We start from the raw sequence: 16,526 nt of genomic DNA on the forward strand, positions 1-16,526 counted from the left end.
TATTTATTTTATTTGAATGGAAATTTTATTGTTTTTTACATTGTTTTCTTTTATTGTTAATGTTATTTCTCCAGACTCTTTAAATGAATACGGTGATAGTTGATACATATCTTTTATATCATGTTTTTCTTGTAATTTATTTATCGGTATTGATACGATAGTTGGCGTCCATGTTTCTCGTTTTCCTGAAGGATATTCTATAATTATTAACGGATTTTGTAACTGCATTGTTTTCCAATAGACGAAATATAATTGTACTTCTGTATCTTTTTTCAATAACTCTTCGGAGAAATAACCGAATTCGCCTACATTACCGAAAACAGTGTAGTTTTGATTTTTTAATTTAATATCTAAATAACTAGGTTGATATGTTACTGCATGATAAGTTCCATATGAAAGTGAGAGTATGGCAGCGATTAAAATACCGATTGAAAATGTCTTAAAGCTATTGCCTTTAAAGCTAGTCATCATGAATGAGTTTGGTGTGAATTTTTTTGCGAATAAAAAAATAAGTAATATGAGTAAGAGGGATAAGCCGATGAATATATACATAGGAAATTTACACCTCCAAAATAAAATAATATATTAACTATATTTTACCATAAATGTATGGGGTAGGGTGGTTGTTTAGAAGGAGAAAATGAAGAAACAATTTTTTTACAGTTCTTGATAATTTGAAATTCGATTTATGGAAATTATAGCGTAATGTTTGAGTAGTAATCAGAAGGTATCCAATTCGTGTATAGAGAATAAAGAGGGAATGCGTCATTAGAAATGTTTGATTTATGGAACAATAAGGACTTTACTAATTATAAATATTTTTTCTGGTATAATGAATGAGTAGAGAGAAAGGAGTGATCCTATGGCATTTCCTATATCAGAAACAGAACGCTTACGTTTAGTTGAAATAGAACAATCTTATTGTCAAAAAATATATGAAATCTTTTCGTTGGATGAAGTAACGTGTTATTACGGTATGAATTCTTTTACGGAGTTTGGACAAGCTTCACGTATGATCGAATCTTTTTCAAAAAATTACTTTGAGAAAAAGGCAATACGATGGGGAATTGTGTTAAAAGAAACGAACGTTTTAATAGGAACAATTGGACTAAATAATTTACAATTATGGAGTAAACGATCTGAGATTGGATATGACCTGCATCCTCGTTATTGGGGAAATGGTTATGCGTCAGAAGCGGCTCGAGAAATTATTGATTATGGGTTTAAAGATTTAGGTTTGTTTAGAATTGGAGCTATTACATATCCTGAAAATGTTACTTCTTGTAGAATGTTATCTAAAATCGGCTTTCAAAAGGAAGGTCTATTGCGCGGATATATTCATCAAGGAAATAAGCAACACGATGCATTATTGTATTCTATAGTGCGAACTGATATTGAGGACATAAATTTATAATAAAAAAAACCTCTTAATTAAAAGAGGTTTTTTTTATTATAAATTAACCTAATTTAGGTAATAAACGTTCTCCGCTTTTCATACTACTTTTACATAAAGGGCATTTAGGCTCTTCTTCAAATGAAAAGTTCTTTCTCATCCATCCTAAACAATCCTCTGATTCACATTCCCAAACAGGGGTTTGTTCTGGTGGTACTTCTGCTACATCGTTCTTTCGATTGCGATACATGTAACCACTCCTTTTATGTAAAAAATTTTAGTTATATATTAAAAAGGTTGTTAACCTTGCTGGTAACAACCTTTTTATTGTTTGAATTATAGCTTTACAACGTTTTTAGCTTGAGGTCCGCGGTTACCGTCTTCAACTTCGAAGCTAACTTCTTGACCTTCGTCAAGAGACTTGAAGCCGTCGCCAGTGATAGCTGAGAAGTGAACGAATACGTCGTTACCGTCTGCAACTTCGATGAAACCGAAACCTTTTTCGCTGTTAAACCATTTTACTTTACCTGTTAATGTCATGGTAATGCCTCCTAAAAGTAGAAAAATTACAATATGATCGGCCTTATTTGAATGAAAATAAAAGTTCACATATTATCAAAAACCCATAAGGAGTACAAAATGTCCCTGATTGATACTTGATAATATGCAAAGAAAATATAGTATTAAATTGACCTTAATTACTATCTTACAACAAATGGTGGGAAATAGCAAGTGCTGGTAATACCAGTGTGAAATAGGGATGGTAAAAGACACAAAAACATCTCTTTTATTTATATATTATTCCTAATTTTGGTTTATGATAAACTAAGAACATTTTTATTGGGAAATTGTATTAGTGAATCGATATATAGTATAAGAATAGTGTTGATGTATTTGTTAAGGAGGCGAGAATATTGCAGTCTAATAAATTTAAAATAATTGAAGCAGCCAAAGAAGGAAGAAGAAAAGTTCATCCAGTATTTGCTGTTATACTTGTAATTGTATTTTTAACTTTAGGTGAATTGTTTATGTTATTTATGTTGTTTTTACCGAAAGCAGAAACGCTTTTAATGAAAGCAATTTATAGTGATATTGAAATGATATTGACGTTTGGCGGAGCTATATTTTTTGTTTTTTTATGGATTAGATTTGTAGAGAAAAGATCAATTTCATCCATTGGATTTTGGAAGAATCAGTGGATAAGAAAATATTTAAGAGGTGCATTAATAGGTTTTGTTTTTATTTCAATACCAGTCATGCTACTTTTATTAACTGGAAATGTACAACTACAAATGCAACACATTACACCAACGGCTATACTTGGAATTGTGGGATCTTTAGTTGCTTTTTTAATACAAGGTGCAACAGAAGAAATTGTTGTTCGGGGTTGGTTATTTCCAGTTCTTTCTGTTAGAAGCCGTATATGGATCGGTATTGTTGTAACTTCATTTTTATTTGGTTTTCTTCATTTACTAAATCCAGGTATTACAATTCTTTCAATATCGAATATAATATTAGTTGGTGTGTTTGCAGCTTTTTACGTTTTGAAAGATAGTAGTCTTTGGGGGATATGCGCATGGCATTCCATTTGGAATTGGGCACAATATAACGTATTTGGTTTTGCGGTTAGTGGAATGACAATGTATTCTACACCACTTTTTAAACCTGTAACAACTGGATCGGAATTCCTTCATGGAGGCTCGTTCGGAATTGAAGGGAGTATCATTACAACAATAATGCTCTCTATCGCTTCAATTGTTTTATGGAAACAGTTATGGGGGAGAAAGGCGAAACAACGAGATTTTAGTTAATGAAAGAGGGAGAAACTATGGGGATTATAGCGTTTGAGGGAGCGAGTGCGGTTGGTAAGAGCACAACGTGTCGTGAGTTAGAAAAGAATTATGGTGCTTATATTATACCTGAAGTGAATTTTTTATTTGAAAGACCAAAAAATGAGCATAGAACATGGTATTTTGAAAAACAAGTAGAGCGCTGGAAAATAGCAATGCAGAAGTCAGAGCAATATGAATTAGTAATACTTGATGGAGACATTTATCAGCCACTTAGCTATAATTGGTGTTTCCATTTTGAAATATTTGATCAGTCATTATCTTTAATAGAAGACTTTTATAAGGAAAAGCTGATACATAGGGAAATTGGTTTTCCTGATCAATATTTTTATTTATATACGAATGATGAAGAACTTAGAAAACGGAAAGAATCTGATGAGACGAGAAGAAGAAGAAACTTTGAAAAGCATTTACATATATCAAAACCACTTCAGCGTTATTATGAAAATTTAAATACCGTTACAGACGGGTATTGTAAATTAATTGAGGCGAAAAGTGTAAAATCGAATGAAATAGAAATTGTAAATAATTTAAACAGTTTAAATGTTTGTGAAGAAAGACGTTTTGATGTTTCGAGGTTAGATGCTATTAAGAAGTGGTTAAACGAAAATCGTGCATAAAGTAAAAACAACGAGTGTTGTAGAACGCGCTCGTTGTTTTTTTGTTTCTTTATAAATATAAAGGGAAAATTTGTAGAATATTTTCATTATTTAACAGAATAATCTTTCAATTTCAAAGAAAAAGAAATACAATATGAGGAAGTATATATAAATAATATGATAGGGGATGGGATGCGATATTTTAAATGAAGTAACAGTTTTTATATAAGAAATAGTTAGGTAGTCAGAACAGAGATATTTGGGAGGAAACAAGCGCGATGAAAACACTATTTAAAATAATCGGTATTCTAGCTGGTATGGCGGTAATCGGAGTAGGTTTAACATATGGTATGCTGCATTATTTAAATAATAGTAAACCAGCTGCGAAAAAGGCATCACCAGCTGCTCCAGCAGTAGAAGTACTAGCTGATAGTAACGTAAAAGCAGAAGATGCGAAGCTTTTAGAAAATGGAAACTATTCATTACCGAATAGTGGTTTTAATAAAAATTTTAAATGGACAGATGAGAACATACAGACAGCATTACATGAAATGGCACATCAAAAAGCGAAAGCTGATCAAAAGTGGGGCTATATTTTTATTACACAAGAACGGATTGAAAGTTTAATTGATATTGTAAAGAGTAACGATCTTGTACAGGGAAGTACATATGTAGAAATTTTAGAACGATGGAAACAAGGAAAATATGAAAAAGTTGATGGGGATCATAATAAGATTTGGAAATTACAAAGTGGGAATTTAGGAGAAGGAAAAGGAGTAATGTCGGAAGCTGAGCAAAAAGAATTAATTAATCAAGTGTTTATGCAAAAAGGTACATATTCAGGTAGTAAATTAATTGCAGATGGGGGAAAGACTAATAAATAATATACTAATTAATGAAAGGGAGTAATTGCTTATTAGGCAATTACTCTTTTTATATGTACTTCTTAATATCTTAATCTCGTTCAAGTAAGGAAAGAAACGACTGTAGTACCGGAGAAATCCATCTAGATTTATGATAGATGACATGACTTTGAATAAATGCTGGAGTTTCAATAGGCTGAAAACATAGTTGTTCTTTTTGACAACTCTCTTGTACAACGATATAAGGAAGAATTGAAATGCCTAACTCACACATGACGGATTGTTTAATGACTTCAACATTGGAAGTTTCAAATGTTTTAGCTGGAATATTTCCGCTTTGACGTAAAAAACGATCTACCATTGGCCTATAGCCGCAGCTTTGTTCTGTAAAAATGAACTGGGTGTCCTGTAATAACTGGAATGGATTTGTATGTGCAGCGGAATAAGCTGGTAAAATCCATCCAAATGTTTCATTACTAAAAGTTCGCGTAATAAAATCATTATGTTCTATACTTTCTCCAATTATGAAGACAATGTCTGTTTCTCCTTCACGTAATTTTTGTAATGCTTGTTCATTTGTGTTCGTTTCAAGTACGATATTTACTTTCGGATTTTTCTGTTTGTAAGTACGTAACAATTGTGGTAAGCGGTATACCGCTAATGATTCATTAGATGTAATACTCAATGTACCTTCTAAATAATCTGTATTTTGGGGGATTTCTTGCGCTTTTTCATATATTGCAAGTAATTCTAATGCATAAGGATGAAATTGATGACCTGCTTTTGTAAGTAGCACTTTTTTCCCTAACCGATCGAAAAGAGGAATATGTAAATCGTTCTCTAAAGCTTTCATATGTGCTGTAACAGTAGATTGCGCATAACCTAGCGCGTGCGCAGCTTTAGAAAAATTACCATACTTCACAATGGCGCAAAATGTTTTAACATGTCTCATTTCCATAAGCGATCCCTCTTTTATTATCATGATTTGTGAATGATTATATCATGTATTTTAATTTTCCAAATGATTAAATTCTGTATAAAATGAAATTGTAGAAATATTCATTCAGGTGATATTGGAGGAGAAAAGATGATCAAAAAGGGCTATCATGTAGCTGTTGTTGGGGCTACAGGTGCGGTAGGGCAAAAAATTATTGAACTGTTAGAGAATGAAATGAAGTTTAATATAGTTGAAGTTACATTGCTTTCGTCCAAACGATCCGCTGGTAAGAAAGTAAGATTCAAAGGACGAGAGATAATTATACAAGAGGCAAAAACAACTAGCTTTGAAGGTGTAGATATTGCCTTTTTTAGCGCTGGGGGAGAAGTATCTAGACAATTTGTAACTCATGCAGTTTCTAGTGGTGCGATTGTAATTGATAACACAAGTGAGTACCGAATGGCGCAAGATGTACCGCTCGTTGTTCCGGAAGTGAATGCGCACACTTTAAAACAGCATAAAGGTATCATTGCAGTTCCAAATTGTTCAGCATTACAGATGGTAACAGCACTTCAGCCGATTCGAAAATCATTTGGTTTAGAAAGAATTATCGTTTCAACATATCAAGCTGTATCGGGTTCTGGCATTCATGCGATTCATGAATTACAAGAGCAGGCTAAGTCTATACTTGCAGGTGAAGAAGTGAAGAGTGATATATTACCGGTGAAAAAAGATAAAAAACATTATCCAATAGCATTTAATGTACTGCCTCAAGTAGATATATTTACAGACAATGATTTTACTTTTGAAGAAGTCAAAATGATTCAAGAAACGAAGAAAATATTAGAAGATGAAAACCTGAAAATGGCAGCTACTTGTGTACGTGTTCCAGTTGTATCGGGGCATTCAGAATCGGTTTATATAGAACTGGAAAAAGAAGCAAGCGTTGCGGAAATTAAGGAAGTATTAATGGATGCACCAGGTGTTATTTTGCAGGATAACCCTAGTGAACAGCTGTATCCAATGCCATTATATGCAGAAGGGAAAATAGATACATTTGTCGGAAGAATACGTAAAGATCCTGATACGCCAAACGGATTCCACCTTTGGATTGTTTCCGATAACCTATTAAAAGGTGCGGCTTGGAATTCAGTTCAAATCGCAGAGACTTTAGTGGAAAAGGGGATACTTTAATATAGTTTAAAAAACTGGGGAATCGTTAATGATTCCCCAGTTTGTATTTCATAATTGTTTTCTTTATTTCGGCCAACTTTAATTAAAATTAGTCGTTATTGAATTTTTATAAATATCTACTTTATGTGCAGTGAAGCGTAAGGTTTTGGATTCTGCATGAATTGTAAGATTAATAATAATCGATAACGGCATTTCGACCGTTTTCACAATATCTTCTATAGCAATATACTCATTTTTTGCTTCCTTATAATAAACAACAGAACGAATTACGGCCTCGTCACCTTCAATATCAATTTCACACATCATAGGGAATTTTTCACCATTATGTAAGAATAATTCGCCTAGTACGATTGAACCGTTTAATTCTTCTGTAAAATTAGTAGTTGCCGCTGGTTTTACCCATGTTTCGTCATGTTCTTCGTTTTCCTCTTCATCTATTGCCCATTCCCAAATGGGGTTTTGTTTTAGGTCCTCAATAGTTAATTTATCAATTGGTTTGCAATTATTCATACATAAATTCTCCTTTTATTTTGATAAGTAAGTTTCTTAGTTTCATGAATTAGATGATTGCTTATAAGTGGATTCAACAAAGTATTTTGCTCATTTGATATCCAAACTACTTTATTTTGAAATAAAGTTATTACAGCAATATTAACAAAACTTTAATTGTCTAGTAAATAATTATTAGTGGAGATATTAAAATGGGATGGTGTTAAAGAAAGATAGTAAAAAACATCAAGGATGAATGAAATCCATTTGGTATGATATGGATATATCCAATGTGAGGGGGAGTTTGATGTATCAAGTAAAGGGGTATTTTTCATCATTAAAAGGAAGTTATTATGAGATTGGAAAGCAACAAGGGGAGTTCGTGAAACAAAATCCGTATCTCATCCCGCAATTTATACACGAAGAAAATGTAATATCTAATAACCATTGGACAGAATCGAGAAATATACTAAACAAACATTGTCCAGGCATAAATGAAGAAATTGAAGGTTTTTGTGAAGTGTTGAAAATTCCTTCTAAAAATATAATGTATTACTATCAAACACTATTGAAAGCAGGTTGTAGTCATTGTGCAGTATTACCTAAAAAGACAGATTCAACTCACACTTATGTATTAAGAAACTATGATTTATCACCAGTAATAGATGATATGCGTTTTTGCTCGACGCATGTTGAAGGTGCGTATGCGCATAGTGGTTTTTCTACTCAATATTTTGGTAGAACAGAAGGAGTTAATGAACATGGATTATCTGTTACATTTTCAGCATGTGGTCAACCAGTAGGAAATATTGAAGGTCTACGAAAGCCAGTAGTAAGTGGTTTACAATGTTTTGCGGTAATTCGACTGTTATTGGAGAAATGCAAAAATGTGCAGGAGGCTAAGTCACTAATAGAAGAAATACCAATTGCTAGTAATATTAATTTAATACTAGCTGATCCTTTAAATGCAGCATATATTGAAATATTTGACGGTCATAAATCCACAATAACGATTGATGGTGAAAAACAAGCTTTTATTGTATCAACAAACCATGCAGTTAGTTCATCAATTCAGAAATTAAATAATAGGAGATTAGAACAATCTACAAAGAGATATCACGTTTTACATGAGCATTTAAATAGATATGAACAAGTAAGCATAGAGTCTTTAAAAAAATTAGTAGAAGAAGAATATCCTGCTGGACTAACTGTACATAACTATGAAGAATGGTTTGGAACTTTACATTCTGTATTATTCGATTTACATGATCGTACAATGAAGATTTGCTTCGGATCACCACTTTTAAACGACTGGTACCTATTGAAAGTTGGAGGAAGTATGCCGTTTTCTGAGGTGAACGTGAACTTTAAAAATAAAACTTATACTGACTTTTGGAGGGAAGATAAGAATAAATTGATGCCTAAAAGATAAATGGGATAAGATGGTAATATAAAGAGTGCATTTATACTGGAGGGATTACCAATACTAAAAGTTATGTTACCATTTGTTCTTATCTTTTTTCTTGTCATTGCGATGTATATTGCTTATCAAAAGAGAAAAAAATCTGGGATAAAAGGATTGAAAAGTGCGTTAACTTCTATTTGCTTCTTTTTACTCGCAGTCTTAAATATGTTTGCATATTGGTTTCATTTTGGTGGTGCTTTTACTTGGTTATTTTCAATTGTATTATTGCTAGTTGGTGCATATTTTACTAAATATATTCCAATATCTAAAAAGGTACATTAAAGTTTATAAGAGTTTAAATATAATGTTTACTTTGTTTTGAGAAGAGATTATTCTACTAAATTGTTGTGAAACGGTTTCATAGGATAATCTCTTTTGTTTAGTTTTGGAAAGAATGTACTGTAATTTTTAGTTGCTCAATAAATTCTCGAGTTGCAGCACACATATATTTATCTTTTCTATAAATTAGCCCTATTTCAATTGTTGGAGTAGGGTTTTCTATTTTAATAGCTTTAATGTTTTTATTTTGTAAAAAGTCTATATATGGTTTGGGTAACACTGTAATTCCCATTCCTTTGGAAACCATTTGGATTAAAGATTCCATCGTACTAATTTCTAAAATTGGCCTTGGTTTAAAGTTTAATTTTTGACAATGAGATGTAATTAGTTCGGTTAAAAAGAAATTTTTAGGTAAAAGAATTAAAGGGTAGTTCTGTAATTCAGCAATAGATACATGATTACGTTCAGCTAATCGATGACCAGTGGGCACGACCAATGTAAGATCGCTTTTGTATAGAGGGATGGAGATAATCTCTTTATCTTGCACCGGGAGAAATGTAATTCCAATATCTAGTTCGTTTTGTAATAATTTTTCACGAATATCTCCTGTACGAAGCCCTAATACAGAAAGCTTTATATTGGGATATAAATTATTAAAATTTAAAATAGCTGGTGGTAGTAAATAATTTACGACGGTTAACAAAGCCCCTATTGTTAAGGAACCTTGCTGTAATCCGTTTAGGTCTTGAATAGCTGAACGAGCTTGTTCGACTTCATGAAAAATGGTTTTACTATGTGATAATAAAATCTTCCCTGCTTCAGTTAATGATATTTTTTTACCAATTCGATCGAAAAGTGGCATTCCTACTTCATGCTCTAATGCACGTATTTGTTGACTTAGTGAAGGCTGTGAAATATTTAATTTTTCAGCTGCTTTTGTGAAATGTAATTCTTTTGAAACAGCTAAAAAATATTCAAGTTGTCGTAATTCGATTGGAATCACCTCAAGTATAATGATAGGTTATATCTATCATTATTATATAAATAATTGAATTGAACAATGATTTTAGAGGTTTTATAATCATCTTTATGTAACAGAGAGGGTTGTAAAAATTAATCGAGAGAAAATACATGTAACACCTTTAAAGGAGGAAATAGAATGGCTAATGAATATCAATTATTATCTTTAAATATAGGATTACCAAAAGAGGTTACATACGGCGGAAAAGTAATTCATACAGGCATAAATAAGAAACAAGTAAAGGAACCGGTATATTTATCCTTTGTAAAATTTAATGGAGATGGACAGGCGGACTTAGTTCATCATGGAGGAGTAGATAAAGCAGTTTGTGTTTATACTGGTGATCACTATCCATACTGGGAAAAAGAATTGAATCAAGATCTTGTATATGGGGCTTTCGGAGAAAATATAACAGTTAGTGGTATGCGCGAAGAGGATGTTTGTATTGGTGATACGTTTGATCTCGGAGAGGCAATCGTACAGGTAACACAACCAAGGCAACCTTGTTTTAAATTAGCAAAAAAATATAATATTCCAAAGTTACCACTATATTTTCAAGAAACAGGATATACAGGATTTTATTTTCGTGTATTAAAAGAAGGATGGGTATCATCAGTCGATACATTAAAAAGGCTACAGTCTGATCCGAAAGGTGTTTCAGTAGCGTTTGCTAACCGTATCATGCACAAGGAAAAACAAAATATTGAAGGAGTAAAAAGGATATTAGAAGTAAACGCACTTTCAAGTAGTTGGAGAAAGTCTTTTGAAAAGCGTATAAGTGGAGAAGAAATTAATACGAAGGAAAGACTTGAAGGGATAAAAGAATAAAAATATTTTATTATAAATAGTGTATTTCTATTAGTAAAAGCTAATTAGAAAGCGCTATTTTTATATAATAAACTAATTAATATCCAGAAATCTTAATATTGTTTTATTCGACTTATTTTCAAATAGTCAAAACATAAAATTAATTAGACTTTTTTTTTATGTTTTATGATAGTATATTGATTGGTAAGACCTCTATTTTTAAGAGTAGGTCATATAAGTATATCTAATTTAATGGAATTTAACATTTGGAGGTACAACATGGGGAATGTTGAAAAATTGGCAAGTCTTCTAATAGAAGAACCGAAAAGAGAGCAGTTATTTCCTTTATTTGAAGAAGTGTTTGGAATTAAAACTCAAACATTGAATGATTTTTCGGATAAAGGATATTGGGATGATACATATAAAGCTTTATCGTTTTTACAAGAAGATAAAGTGATTGCAAATGTTGCGGCATTTTCACTCCCATTATTAATTAATGGTGAAAAAATAAATGCGGCGGGTATTCAATCAGTAATGACACACCCTAATTTCCGTAGACAAGGGTTAATGACACAATTAATGGATAAAATGATAGAAGAAATCGATAAGAAATGTGAATGTGCATTATTGTTTACGGAAAACCCTGAACTATATACAGCATTTGGATTTAAAGTTGTGCAGGAATATTTGATGACTATACCATATGATAAAAATATTAATAATAACGATTCACTACTTAAAAAGTTAGATTACTATAATATAGAGAATAGACAGTTAATACATGAAACTATTGATAGTAGCCAAAGACTTTCAAATAGTTTTTCAACTTTAAACTTCCATCCTTCATTTTATTTGAATATGTATGATTCGGAATGGAATGAGAAATTGTATTATTCAGAGAAACTAGATGCTCTAATCGTTTATGAAGTAGAAAATGAAAAGTTGAAATTATTTGGAGTATTTGCGCCAGTACTTCCGGTTTTAGATGAATTATGTGGAGAAATCAATGAAAGGTTTACGGAAATCGAATTTTATTTTTCTCCGGATCAATTAGGGGTTGAGGATGTACAGTTTACAGAAGTACAGTCTAGCAAGTATTTAATGGTTCGAAGTGATAAAGAGTTAGATTTTAAAGGTTATAAATTCCCAGTATTAGCGGAGTTTTAAATGTCTATATAAATGCTTTATTATGGAGGAGCTATGAATATATCGTATATACCAGAACATATTGAGCAACTCACTATAATGAATGTACCTGAATACTATAAAATTAATGATAATCATGCGTTTATTGTCCGTTCGAAAGCAGAAACTGATTTTTGGCTTAAAACACATTATGGTTTTGAAGTAATGAATGGTCATGTATTTTATAATGAGATGATGACAGACTTTCAAGCTGAAGTTCAGTTACGTATGAATCCAAATTCAAAATTCGATCAAGCAGGTCTTTTTGTTATGATTTCGGAGAACTGTTGGCTAAAAACATCTTTAGAATATATCCCTGAAGGGCCATCTCACTTAGGTGCTGTCGTAACGAATAATGGATATTCTGACTGGTCAACGCAAGATTATCCAACTGAAGCAGCTAAGCAACAACTTCGTTTTCGAATTATTCGAAAAAGCGGTGATTATACAATATATGTGAAAAAGGGCCATCAATGGGAACAAATAAGAATCGCTCATTTAATGGAGGATATAGGGAAGGAGCCTGTTAAAATAGGTTTTTACACGTGTAGTCCTTCTAAAAATAAGGGATTTGAGACTGAGTTTTTACATTTTACAATTGAAGAAATATAGATGAAAAACCGTATTCTTTTCATTAAGAATACGGTTTTTGTATTTATATAATATAAAGCACATTTATTGACTAGAAAGTCATTAATACTTATCATTTAATAATGTTAAATATTAATTTACATAATATAATAGAAGTAATAAAGAAATTACAAAATATATAGCTTAAATAAGGAGGGATATGAATTATTCAGTGGTAATTTCATGGGAAAAGGAGATTATGTATGAAATCATTTCGTAAGTTATTACAGTATTTAAAACCATACATGTTCTTCGCTATTATTGGGCCGCTATTTATGGTACTTGAGGTTGCGATGGACTTAATTCAACCGACTATTATGCAACATATCATTGATGTTGGGATTGCAAATCGGGATTTAAATTATGTAATAAAAATGGGGCTTCTTATGATAGGAGCAGCAGCACTCGGCTTAGTTGGAGGGCTTGGGTGTATGATGTATTCTACAAAAGCAGCTGTTAATTTCGCTACAGACATACGAAAAGATGTGTTTGCGAAAATAGAAACATTTTCTAGTAATAATCGGGACTCATTTGGAACAGGTAAATTATTAACGATCGTGACAAATGATATCACTTCCATTCAATCGGCAATGACGATGACATTACGTGTTCTCGTTCGTGGTCCACTGTTATTTATCGGAAGTATAATTATTGTTTTTGTAACAGCGCGAGAGTTATTTCCAATATTACTTGTAGTTGTTCCGATTTTATTACTTGCGATTATTTTAATTGCAAGTAAAGCAAGTGGTACATTTAAAAAGGTGCAAGAGGCATTAGACAAAGTGAATACAAAGCTACAAGAAAATTTATCTGGTGTGCGTGTTATAAAAGCGTATGTAAGACAAAAATACGAAATCGCTCAATTTGGAAATGTAAATACAAATTTAACGAAGATAAATATTCGAGCTGTGCAACTTATTTCTTTAATGATGCCAATCATTATGCTAGTTGTAAGTGGCGGGATTGTCGCAACATTATGGATTGGTGGAGAAAAAGTATTCGATGGAACGCTTCAAGTAGGAGCGATTTTGGCATTTATTAATTACTTGAATATCATTTTAATGTCACTTATGTCGATTAGCATGGTATTTATTCAAATTGCGCGAGCTTTTCCATCTGCGGATCGTGTACAGCAAGTGTTAAATACCGAGGTTGATATTATAAGCGAAGCGTATGCGATCGAACCTGAGAAAATTGAAGGAAATATCGAATTTAAAAATGTTAGTTATAGCTATACGAAAAATAATGAATACGTTTTAAAAGATATTTCGTTTAGCATACAAAAAGGTGAAAAAGTAGGGATTATTGGATCAACTGGAAGTGGTAAATCTACCTTAGCGAAACTGTTACCACGTCTATATGATGTGGATCATGGTGAAATATGTATAGATGGAATAGATGTTAAAAAATATGATTTGCAAAAACTCCGTGCTTCAATAGGGTTTGTACCTCAGAAGGCGTTGTTGTTCTCAGGCAGTATAGAAGAAAATTTACGTTATGGTAAAGAAGATGCAACACATGACGAGCTGGAAGTAGCAGCTGCATCAGCTTGTGCGACTGAGTTTATCAATAAGCTGGAAGAATCTTATCAATATAATTTAACACAAGGCGCGACAAATCTATCAGGTGGACAAAAACAACGTGTATCAATTGCAAGGGCACTTGTGAGAAAGCCACCGATTCTCATATTAGATGATTCTACATCAGCAGTTGATGCAAAATCAGAGGCTACCATTCAAACAGCTTTAAAAACAAAATATAAAGGCACAACGACTTTATTAATTGCGTCCAAAATTTCTTCCATAATGGATGCGGATAAAATACTTGTATTAGATAATGGTGAATTAGTTGGCAATGGTACACATGAACAATTGTTAGAACAAAGTGAGGTTTATCAGGAAATTTATCTTTCCCAAGGTGGTAATTTGGATAAAGAAGGTGGGGAAGAACATGCGTAATTTTCAAGGGCAATTTGCTAATAAAGGTGGACGAAATACCCCAAAGATGGGAAAAGCTAAAAATGCTCAAGGAACTGTAATGCGGGTATGGAACTATATGGGCTATCAAAAAGCTGCTCTTATGTTTGTTATATTTCTAGTCGTTGTTACTACATTACTTGGATTATTAGGTCCATATTTTATGGGAGTCATTATAGATCAATATATTGTACCGAAAGATTTAAGTGGTACAGCAAGAATGTGTATGTTACTTATCGCGATTTATGGTGTAACTGTACTTTTAACATGGTTACAAACGTTTGTCATGATTAACGTTGCATTAAAAACAATTCAAAAAATACGACAAGATATTTTTGAGAAAATCCAAACGCTCTCTTTACGGTTCTTCGATGTGCGTTCCCAAGGTGATTTAATGAGCCGTGTGACAAATGATATAGATAATTTGAACCAAGCTTTGACACAAAGTGTTGTACAAATTATTTCATCAGCGTTAACTTTTATAGGTGTAACGATTGCGATGTTCGCCTTAAATTGGATTTTAGCAATTGTAACTTTAATTACAGTACCTATTATGTTTTACGTTACAAAAAAACTAGTTGCATATAGTGGGAAAAACTTTGCGAAGCGTCAAAAAGATTTAGGTGAATTAAATGGATTTATTGAGGAAGCAATTACAGGTGCGGATGTTACAACGTTGTACGGAAAAGAAAAAGAAACTGTACAAAATTTCAATAAAATTAATGAACAGCTAAGAGTTTCAGCTACGAAGGCTGATACATTTTCAGCTTTTATTTTTCCAAGTATGAACTTTATTAATAACTTAGGTATGGGGCTTGTCATTGGGACTGGATCAGTTATGGTCTTAAACGGAATGACAACAGTAGGAGTTATTGCGGCTTTTATTAATTATTCTCGTCAATTCTCAAGACCGCTAAGTCAATTTGCGACTTTAATGAATACAATTCAAGCGGCAGTTGCTGGTGGAGAACGTGTTTTTGAAATTATGGATGAGGTACCAGAAATTCAAAATAAAAAAGACGCATTCGTTGTACAAAATTTACAAGGGCATGTTGCACTTGAGAATGTTTCATTTGGCTACGCAGAAAATAAAACGATTTTAAAAGAAGTGAGTCTTAAAGCGCAGCCAGGAGAGACAATTGCTTTAGTTGGTCCGACTGGATCAGGGAAAACAACAATCATTAATTTGTTAACTCGCTTTTATGATATACAGCAAGGACAAATTCATATTGATGGAAAAGATATAAAAGATTATGATATTAATTCTTTACGAAGTAAAATAGGAGTAGTTTTACAGGATACGTATTTATTTGCTGGTTCGATTATGGATAATATCCGTTATGGACGCTTAGATGCTACTGATGAAGAAGTTATCACTGCAGCTAAGGCAGCATCTGCAAATTCTTTTATTAAGCATTTACCAAATCAATATGAAACAGAAATTGCTTCAGAAGGATCGAATTTAAGTCAAGGACAAAAACAACTTCTTGCGATTGCACGAGCAATTTTAGCAGATGCAGATATATTAATTCTCGATGAAGCGACATCAAATATTGATACAAGAACAGAATTACAAATACAAGCAGGACTAAATAATTTAATGAGAGGTCGCACAAGTTTTGTGATCGCTCATCGACTTAAAACAATTGAAAAAGCAGATCAAATTCTTGTTATAAAAGATGGAAATATTTTAGAAAGAGGGAATCATGAATCTCTCATGGGAGATAGAGGGTTTTATTTTGATCTGTATACGAGTCAGTTTAAAATTTAATATAAAAAATGAGGTTTCTCTAGAAAAGAGAAGCCTCATTTTTTATATTCGTAAATTTTATGAATCA

Annotated in this window: 18 protein-coding genes; 12 read left to right on the forward strand and 6 right to left on the reverse strand. The window is 32.3% G+C overall.

The genetic code is table 11. The features are described 5' to 3' along the window. Positions 1–3: 3 nt before the first annotated feature. Positions 4–552 (reverse strand): hypothetical protein, encoded by a 549-nt coding sequence (locus AC241_RS11820; protein WP_050843552.1) that lies wholly within the window; start codon positions 550–552, stop codon positions 4–6. A gap of 310 nt (positions 553–862) precedes the next feature. Here AC241_RS11820 and AC241_RS11825 point away from each other — a divergent pair, with 310 nt between their 5' ends. Further along, positions 863–1,414, forward strand: a complete 552-nt coding sequence (locus AC241_RS11825; RefSeq protein WP_050843553.1) for a GNAT family N-acetyltransferase — start codon at positions 863–865, stop codon at positions 1,412–1,414. A gap of 43 nt (positions 1,415–1,457) precedes the next feature. On the opposite strand, the gene AC241_RS11830 is transcribed toward AC241_RS11825, so the two are convergent. Next, the gene (locus AC241_RS11830; RefSeq protein ID WP_000286203.1) at positions 1,458–1,643 is read right to left on the reverse strand and encodes a cold-shock protein; all 186 of its coding nucleotides are present in this window, start codon (positions 1,641–1,643) and stop codon (positions 1,458–1,460) included. 86 nt (positions 1,644–1,729) lie between these two features. Beyond that, entirely contained in the window at positions 1,730–1,933 is a 204-nt protein-coding gene (cspD, locus tag AC241_RS11835; RefSeq protein WP_000176365.1) for a cold-shock protein CspD, read from the reverse strand. Positions 1,934–2,307: 374 nt separating this feature from the next. Between cspD and AC241_RS11840 the strand changes: the two genes are divergently transcribed. The 3 genes from AC241_RS11840 to AC241_RS11850 all read left to right on the forward strand — a co-directional run bounded on the left by AC241_RS11840 (position 2,308) and on the right by AC241_RS11850 (position 4,726). Beyond that, entirely contained in the window at positions 2,308–3,204 is an 897-nt protein-coding gene (locus tag AC241_RS11840; protein WP_050843554.1) for a CPBP family intramembrane glutamic endopeptidase, read from the forward strand. Continuing rightward, positions 3,204–3,863, forward strand: a complete 660-nt coding sequence (locus AC241_RS11845; RefSeq protein ID WP_155417057.1) for a nucleoside/nucleotide kinase family protein — start codon at positions 3,204–3,206, stop codon at positions 3,861–3,863. The genes AC241_RS11840 and AC241_RS11845 overlap by 1 nt, the downstream gene beginning before the upstream one ends. 257 nt (positions 3,864–4,120) lie before the next feature. After that, complete coding sequence (locus AC241_RS11850) at positions 4,121–4,726, forward strand: PRK06770 family protein (protein ID WP_029442281.1); 606 nt, start codon at positions 4,121–4,123, stop codon at positions 4,724–4,726. Positions 4,727–4,796: 70 nt separating this feature from the next. Here AC241_RS11850 and AC241_RS11855 read toward each other — a convergent pair whose 3' ends face one another. Then, the gene (locus AC241_RS11855) at positions 4,797–5,663 is read right to left on the reverse strand and encodes a LysR family transcriptional regulator (protein ID WP_016081671.1); all 867 of its coding nucleotides are present in this window, start codon (positions 5,661–5,663) and stop codon (positions 4,797–4,799) included. A gap of 129 nt (positions 5,664–5,792) precedes the next feature. On the opposite strand from AC241_RS11855, the gene AC241_RS11860 reads away from it, so the two are divergent. Then, positions 5,793–6,836 carry an aspartate-semialdehyde dehydrogenase gene (locus AC241_RS11860; protein ID WP_043938951.1) on the forward strand — a complete coding sequence of 348 codons (1,044 nt, stop codon included), beginning with the start codon at positions 5,793–5,795 and terminating at the stop codon, positions 6,834–6,836. Positions 6,837–6,914: 78 nt separating this feature from the next. Here the strand turns inward: AC241_RS11860 and AC241_RS11865 are convergent, their stop codons facing one another. Beyond that, positions 6,915–7,346, reverse strand: coding sequence for a hypothetical protein (locus tag AC241_RS11865; protein WP_029442283.1), 432 nt, complete (start codon positions 7,344–7,346; stop codon positions 6,915–6,917). A gap of 286 nt (positions 7,347–7,632) precedes the next feature. On the opposite strand from AC241_RS11865, the gene AC241_RS11870 reads away from it, so the two are divergent. Continuing rightward, positions 7,633–8,757 carry a C45 family autoproteolytic acyltransferase/hydrolase gene (locus AC241_RS11870; protein WP_029442284.1) on the forward strand — a complete coding sequence of 375 codons (1,125 nt, stop codon included), beginning with the start codon at positions 7,633–7,635 and terminating at the stop codon, positions 8,755–8,757. Positions 8,758–8,820: 63 nt separating this feature from the next. After that, complete coding sequence (locus AC241_RS11875; RefSeq protein WP_105434209.1) at positions 8,821–9,072, forward strand: hypothetical protein; 252 nt, start codon at positions 8,821–8,823, stop codon at positions 9,070–9,072. 97 nt (positions 9,073–9,169) lie between these two features. On the opposite strand, the gene AC241_RS11880 is transcribed toward AC241_RS11875, so the two are convergent. After that, a complete protein-coding gene (locus AC241_RS11880; RefSeq protein ID WP_016081666.1) occupies positions 9,170–10,072 on the reverse strand; it encodes a LysR family transcriptional regulator in 903 nt (300 codons plus the stop codon). Between the two features lie 156 nt (positions 10,073–10,228). Between AC241_RS11880 and AC241_RS11885 the strand changes: the two genes are divergently transcribed. From AC241_RS11885 to AC241_RS11905, 5 genes are all read left to right on the forward strand, one after another. Continuing rightward, on the forward strand, positions 10,229–10,918 hold the full coding sequence (locus AC241_RS11885) for an MOSC domain-containing protein (protein WP_050843556.1): 690 nt from the start codon (positions 10,229–10,231) through the stop codon (positions 10,916–10,918). Positions 10,919–11,176: 258 nt separating this feature from the next. Beyond that, positions 11,177–12,064 (forward strand): GNAT family N-acetyltransferase, encoded by an 888-nt coding sequence (locus tag AC241_RS11890; protein ID WP_050843558.1) that lies wholly within the window; start codon positions 11,177–11,179, stop codon positions 12,062–12,064. 33 nt (positions 12,065–12,097) lie between these two features. Continuing rightward, complete coding sequence (locus tag AC241_RS11895) at positions 12,098–12,694, forward strand: DUF1349 domain-containing protein (RefSeq protein WP_001027675.1); 597 nt, start codon at positions 12,098–12,100, stop codon at positions 12,692–12,694. A gap of 221 nt (positions 12,695–12,915) precedes the next feature. After that, the gene (locus tag AC241_RS11900; RefSeq protein WP_029442287.1) at positions 12,916–14,670 is read left to right on the forward strand and encodes an ABC transporter ATP-binding protein; all 1,755 of its coding nucleotides are present in this window, start codon (positions 12,916–12,918) and stop codon (positions 14,668–14,670) included. Next, on the forward strand, positions 14,663–16,459 hold the full coding sequence (locus AC241_RS11905; protein ID WP_050843559.1) for an ABC transporter ATP-binding protein: 1,797 nt from the start codon (positions 14,663–14,665) through the stop codon (positions 16,457–16,459). Before AC241_RS11900 ends, AC241_RS11905 begins: the two co-directional genes overlap by 8 nt. Positions 16,460–16,526 lie beyond the last annotated feature (67 nt).

The organism is Bacillus thuringiensis, assembly GCF_001182785.1.
Taxonomy (GTDB): Bacteria; Bacillota; Bacilli; order Bacillales; family Bacillaceae_G; genus Bacillus_A; species Bacillus_A thuringiensis_S.

What these genes read in the sequence shown, in the direction of transcription:
- AC241_RS11820 (WP_050843552.1), bottom strand. Translation starts at nt 552, where the DNA reads ATGTATATATTCATCGGCTTATCCCTCTTACTCATATTACTTATTTTT.
- AC241_RS11825 (WP_050843553.1), top strand. Translation starts at nt 863, where the DNA reads ATGGCATTTCCTATATCAGAAACAGAACGCTTACGTTTAGTTGAAATA.
- AC241_RS11830 (WP_000286203.1), bottom strand. Translation starts at nt 1,643, where the DNA reads ATGTATCGCAATCGAAAGAACGATGTAGCAGAAGTACCACCAGAACAA.
- cspD (WP_000176365.1), bottom strand. Translation starts at nt 1,933, where the DNA reads ATGACATTAACAGGTAAAGTAAAATGGTTTAACAGCGAAAAAGGTTTC.
- AC241_RS11845 (WP_155417057.1), top strand. Translation starts at nt 3,204, where the DNA reads ATGAAAGAGGGAGAAACTATGGGGATTATAGCGTTTGAGGGAGCGAGT.
- AC241_RS11850 (WP_029442281.1), top strand. Translation starts at nt 4,121, where the DNA reads ATGAAAACACTATTTAAAATAATCGGTATTCTAGCTGGTATGGCGGTA.
- AC241_RS11855 (WP_016081671.1), bottom strand. Translation starts at nt 5,663, where the DNA reads ATGGAAATGAGACATGTTAAAACATTTTGCGCCATTGTGAAGTATGGT.
- AC241_RS11860 (WP_043938951.1), top strand. Translation starts at nt 5,793, where the DNA reads ATGATCAAAAAGGGCTATCATGTAGCTGTTGTTGGGGCTACAGGTGCG.
- AC241_RS11865 (WP_029442283.1), bottom strand. Translation starts at nt 7,346, where the DNA reads ATGAATAATTGCAAACCAATTGATAAATTAACTATTGAGGACCTAAAA.
- AC241_RS11870 (WP_029442284.1), top strand. Translation starts at nt 7,633, where the DNA reads ATGTATCAAGTAAAGGGGTATTTTTCATCATTAAAAGGAAGTTATTAT.
- AC241_RS11875 (WP_105434209.1), top strand. Translation starts at nt 8,821, where the DNA reads ATGTTACCATTTGTTCTTATCTTTTTTCTTGTCATTGCGATGTATATT.
- AC241_RS11885 (WP_050843556.1), top strand. Translation starts at nt 10,229, where the DNA reads ATGGCTAATGAATATCAATTATTATCTTTAAATATAGGATTACCAAAA.
- AC241_RS11890 (WP_050843558.1), top strand. Translation starts at nt 11,177, where the DNA reads ATGGGGAATGTTGAAAAATTGGCAAGTCTTCTAATAGAAGAACCGAAA.
- AC241_RS11895 (WP_001027675.1), top strand. Translation starts at nt 12,098, where the DNA reads ATGAATATATCGTATATACCAGAACATATTGAGCAACTCACTATAATG.
- AC241_RS11900 (WP_029442287.1), top strand. Translation starts at nt 12,916, where the DNA reads ATGAAATCATTTCGTAAGTTATTACAGTATTTAAAACCATACATGTTC.
- AC241_RS11905 (WP_050843559.1), top strand. Translation starts at nt 14,663, where the DNA reads ATGCGTAATTTTCAAGGGCAATTTGCTAATAAAGGTGGACGAAATACC.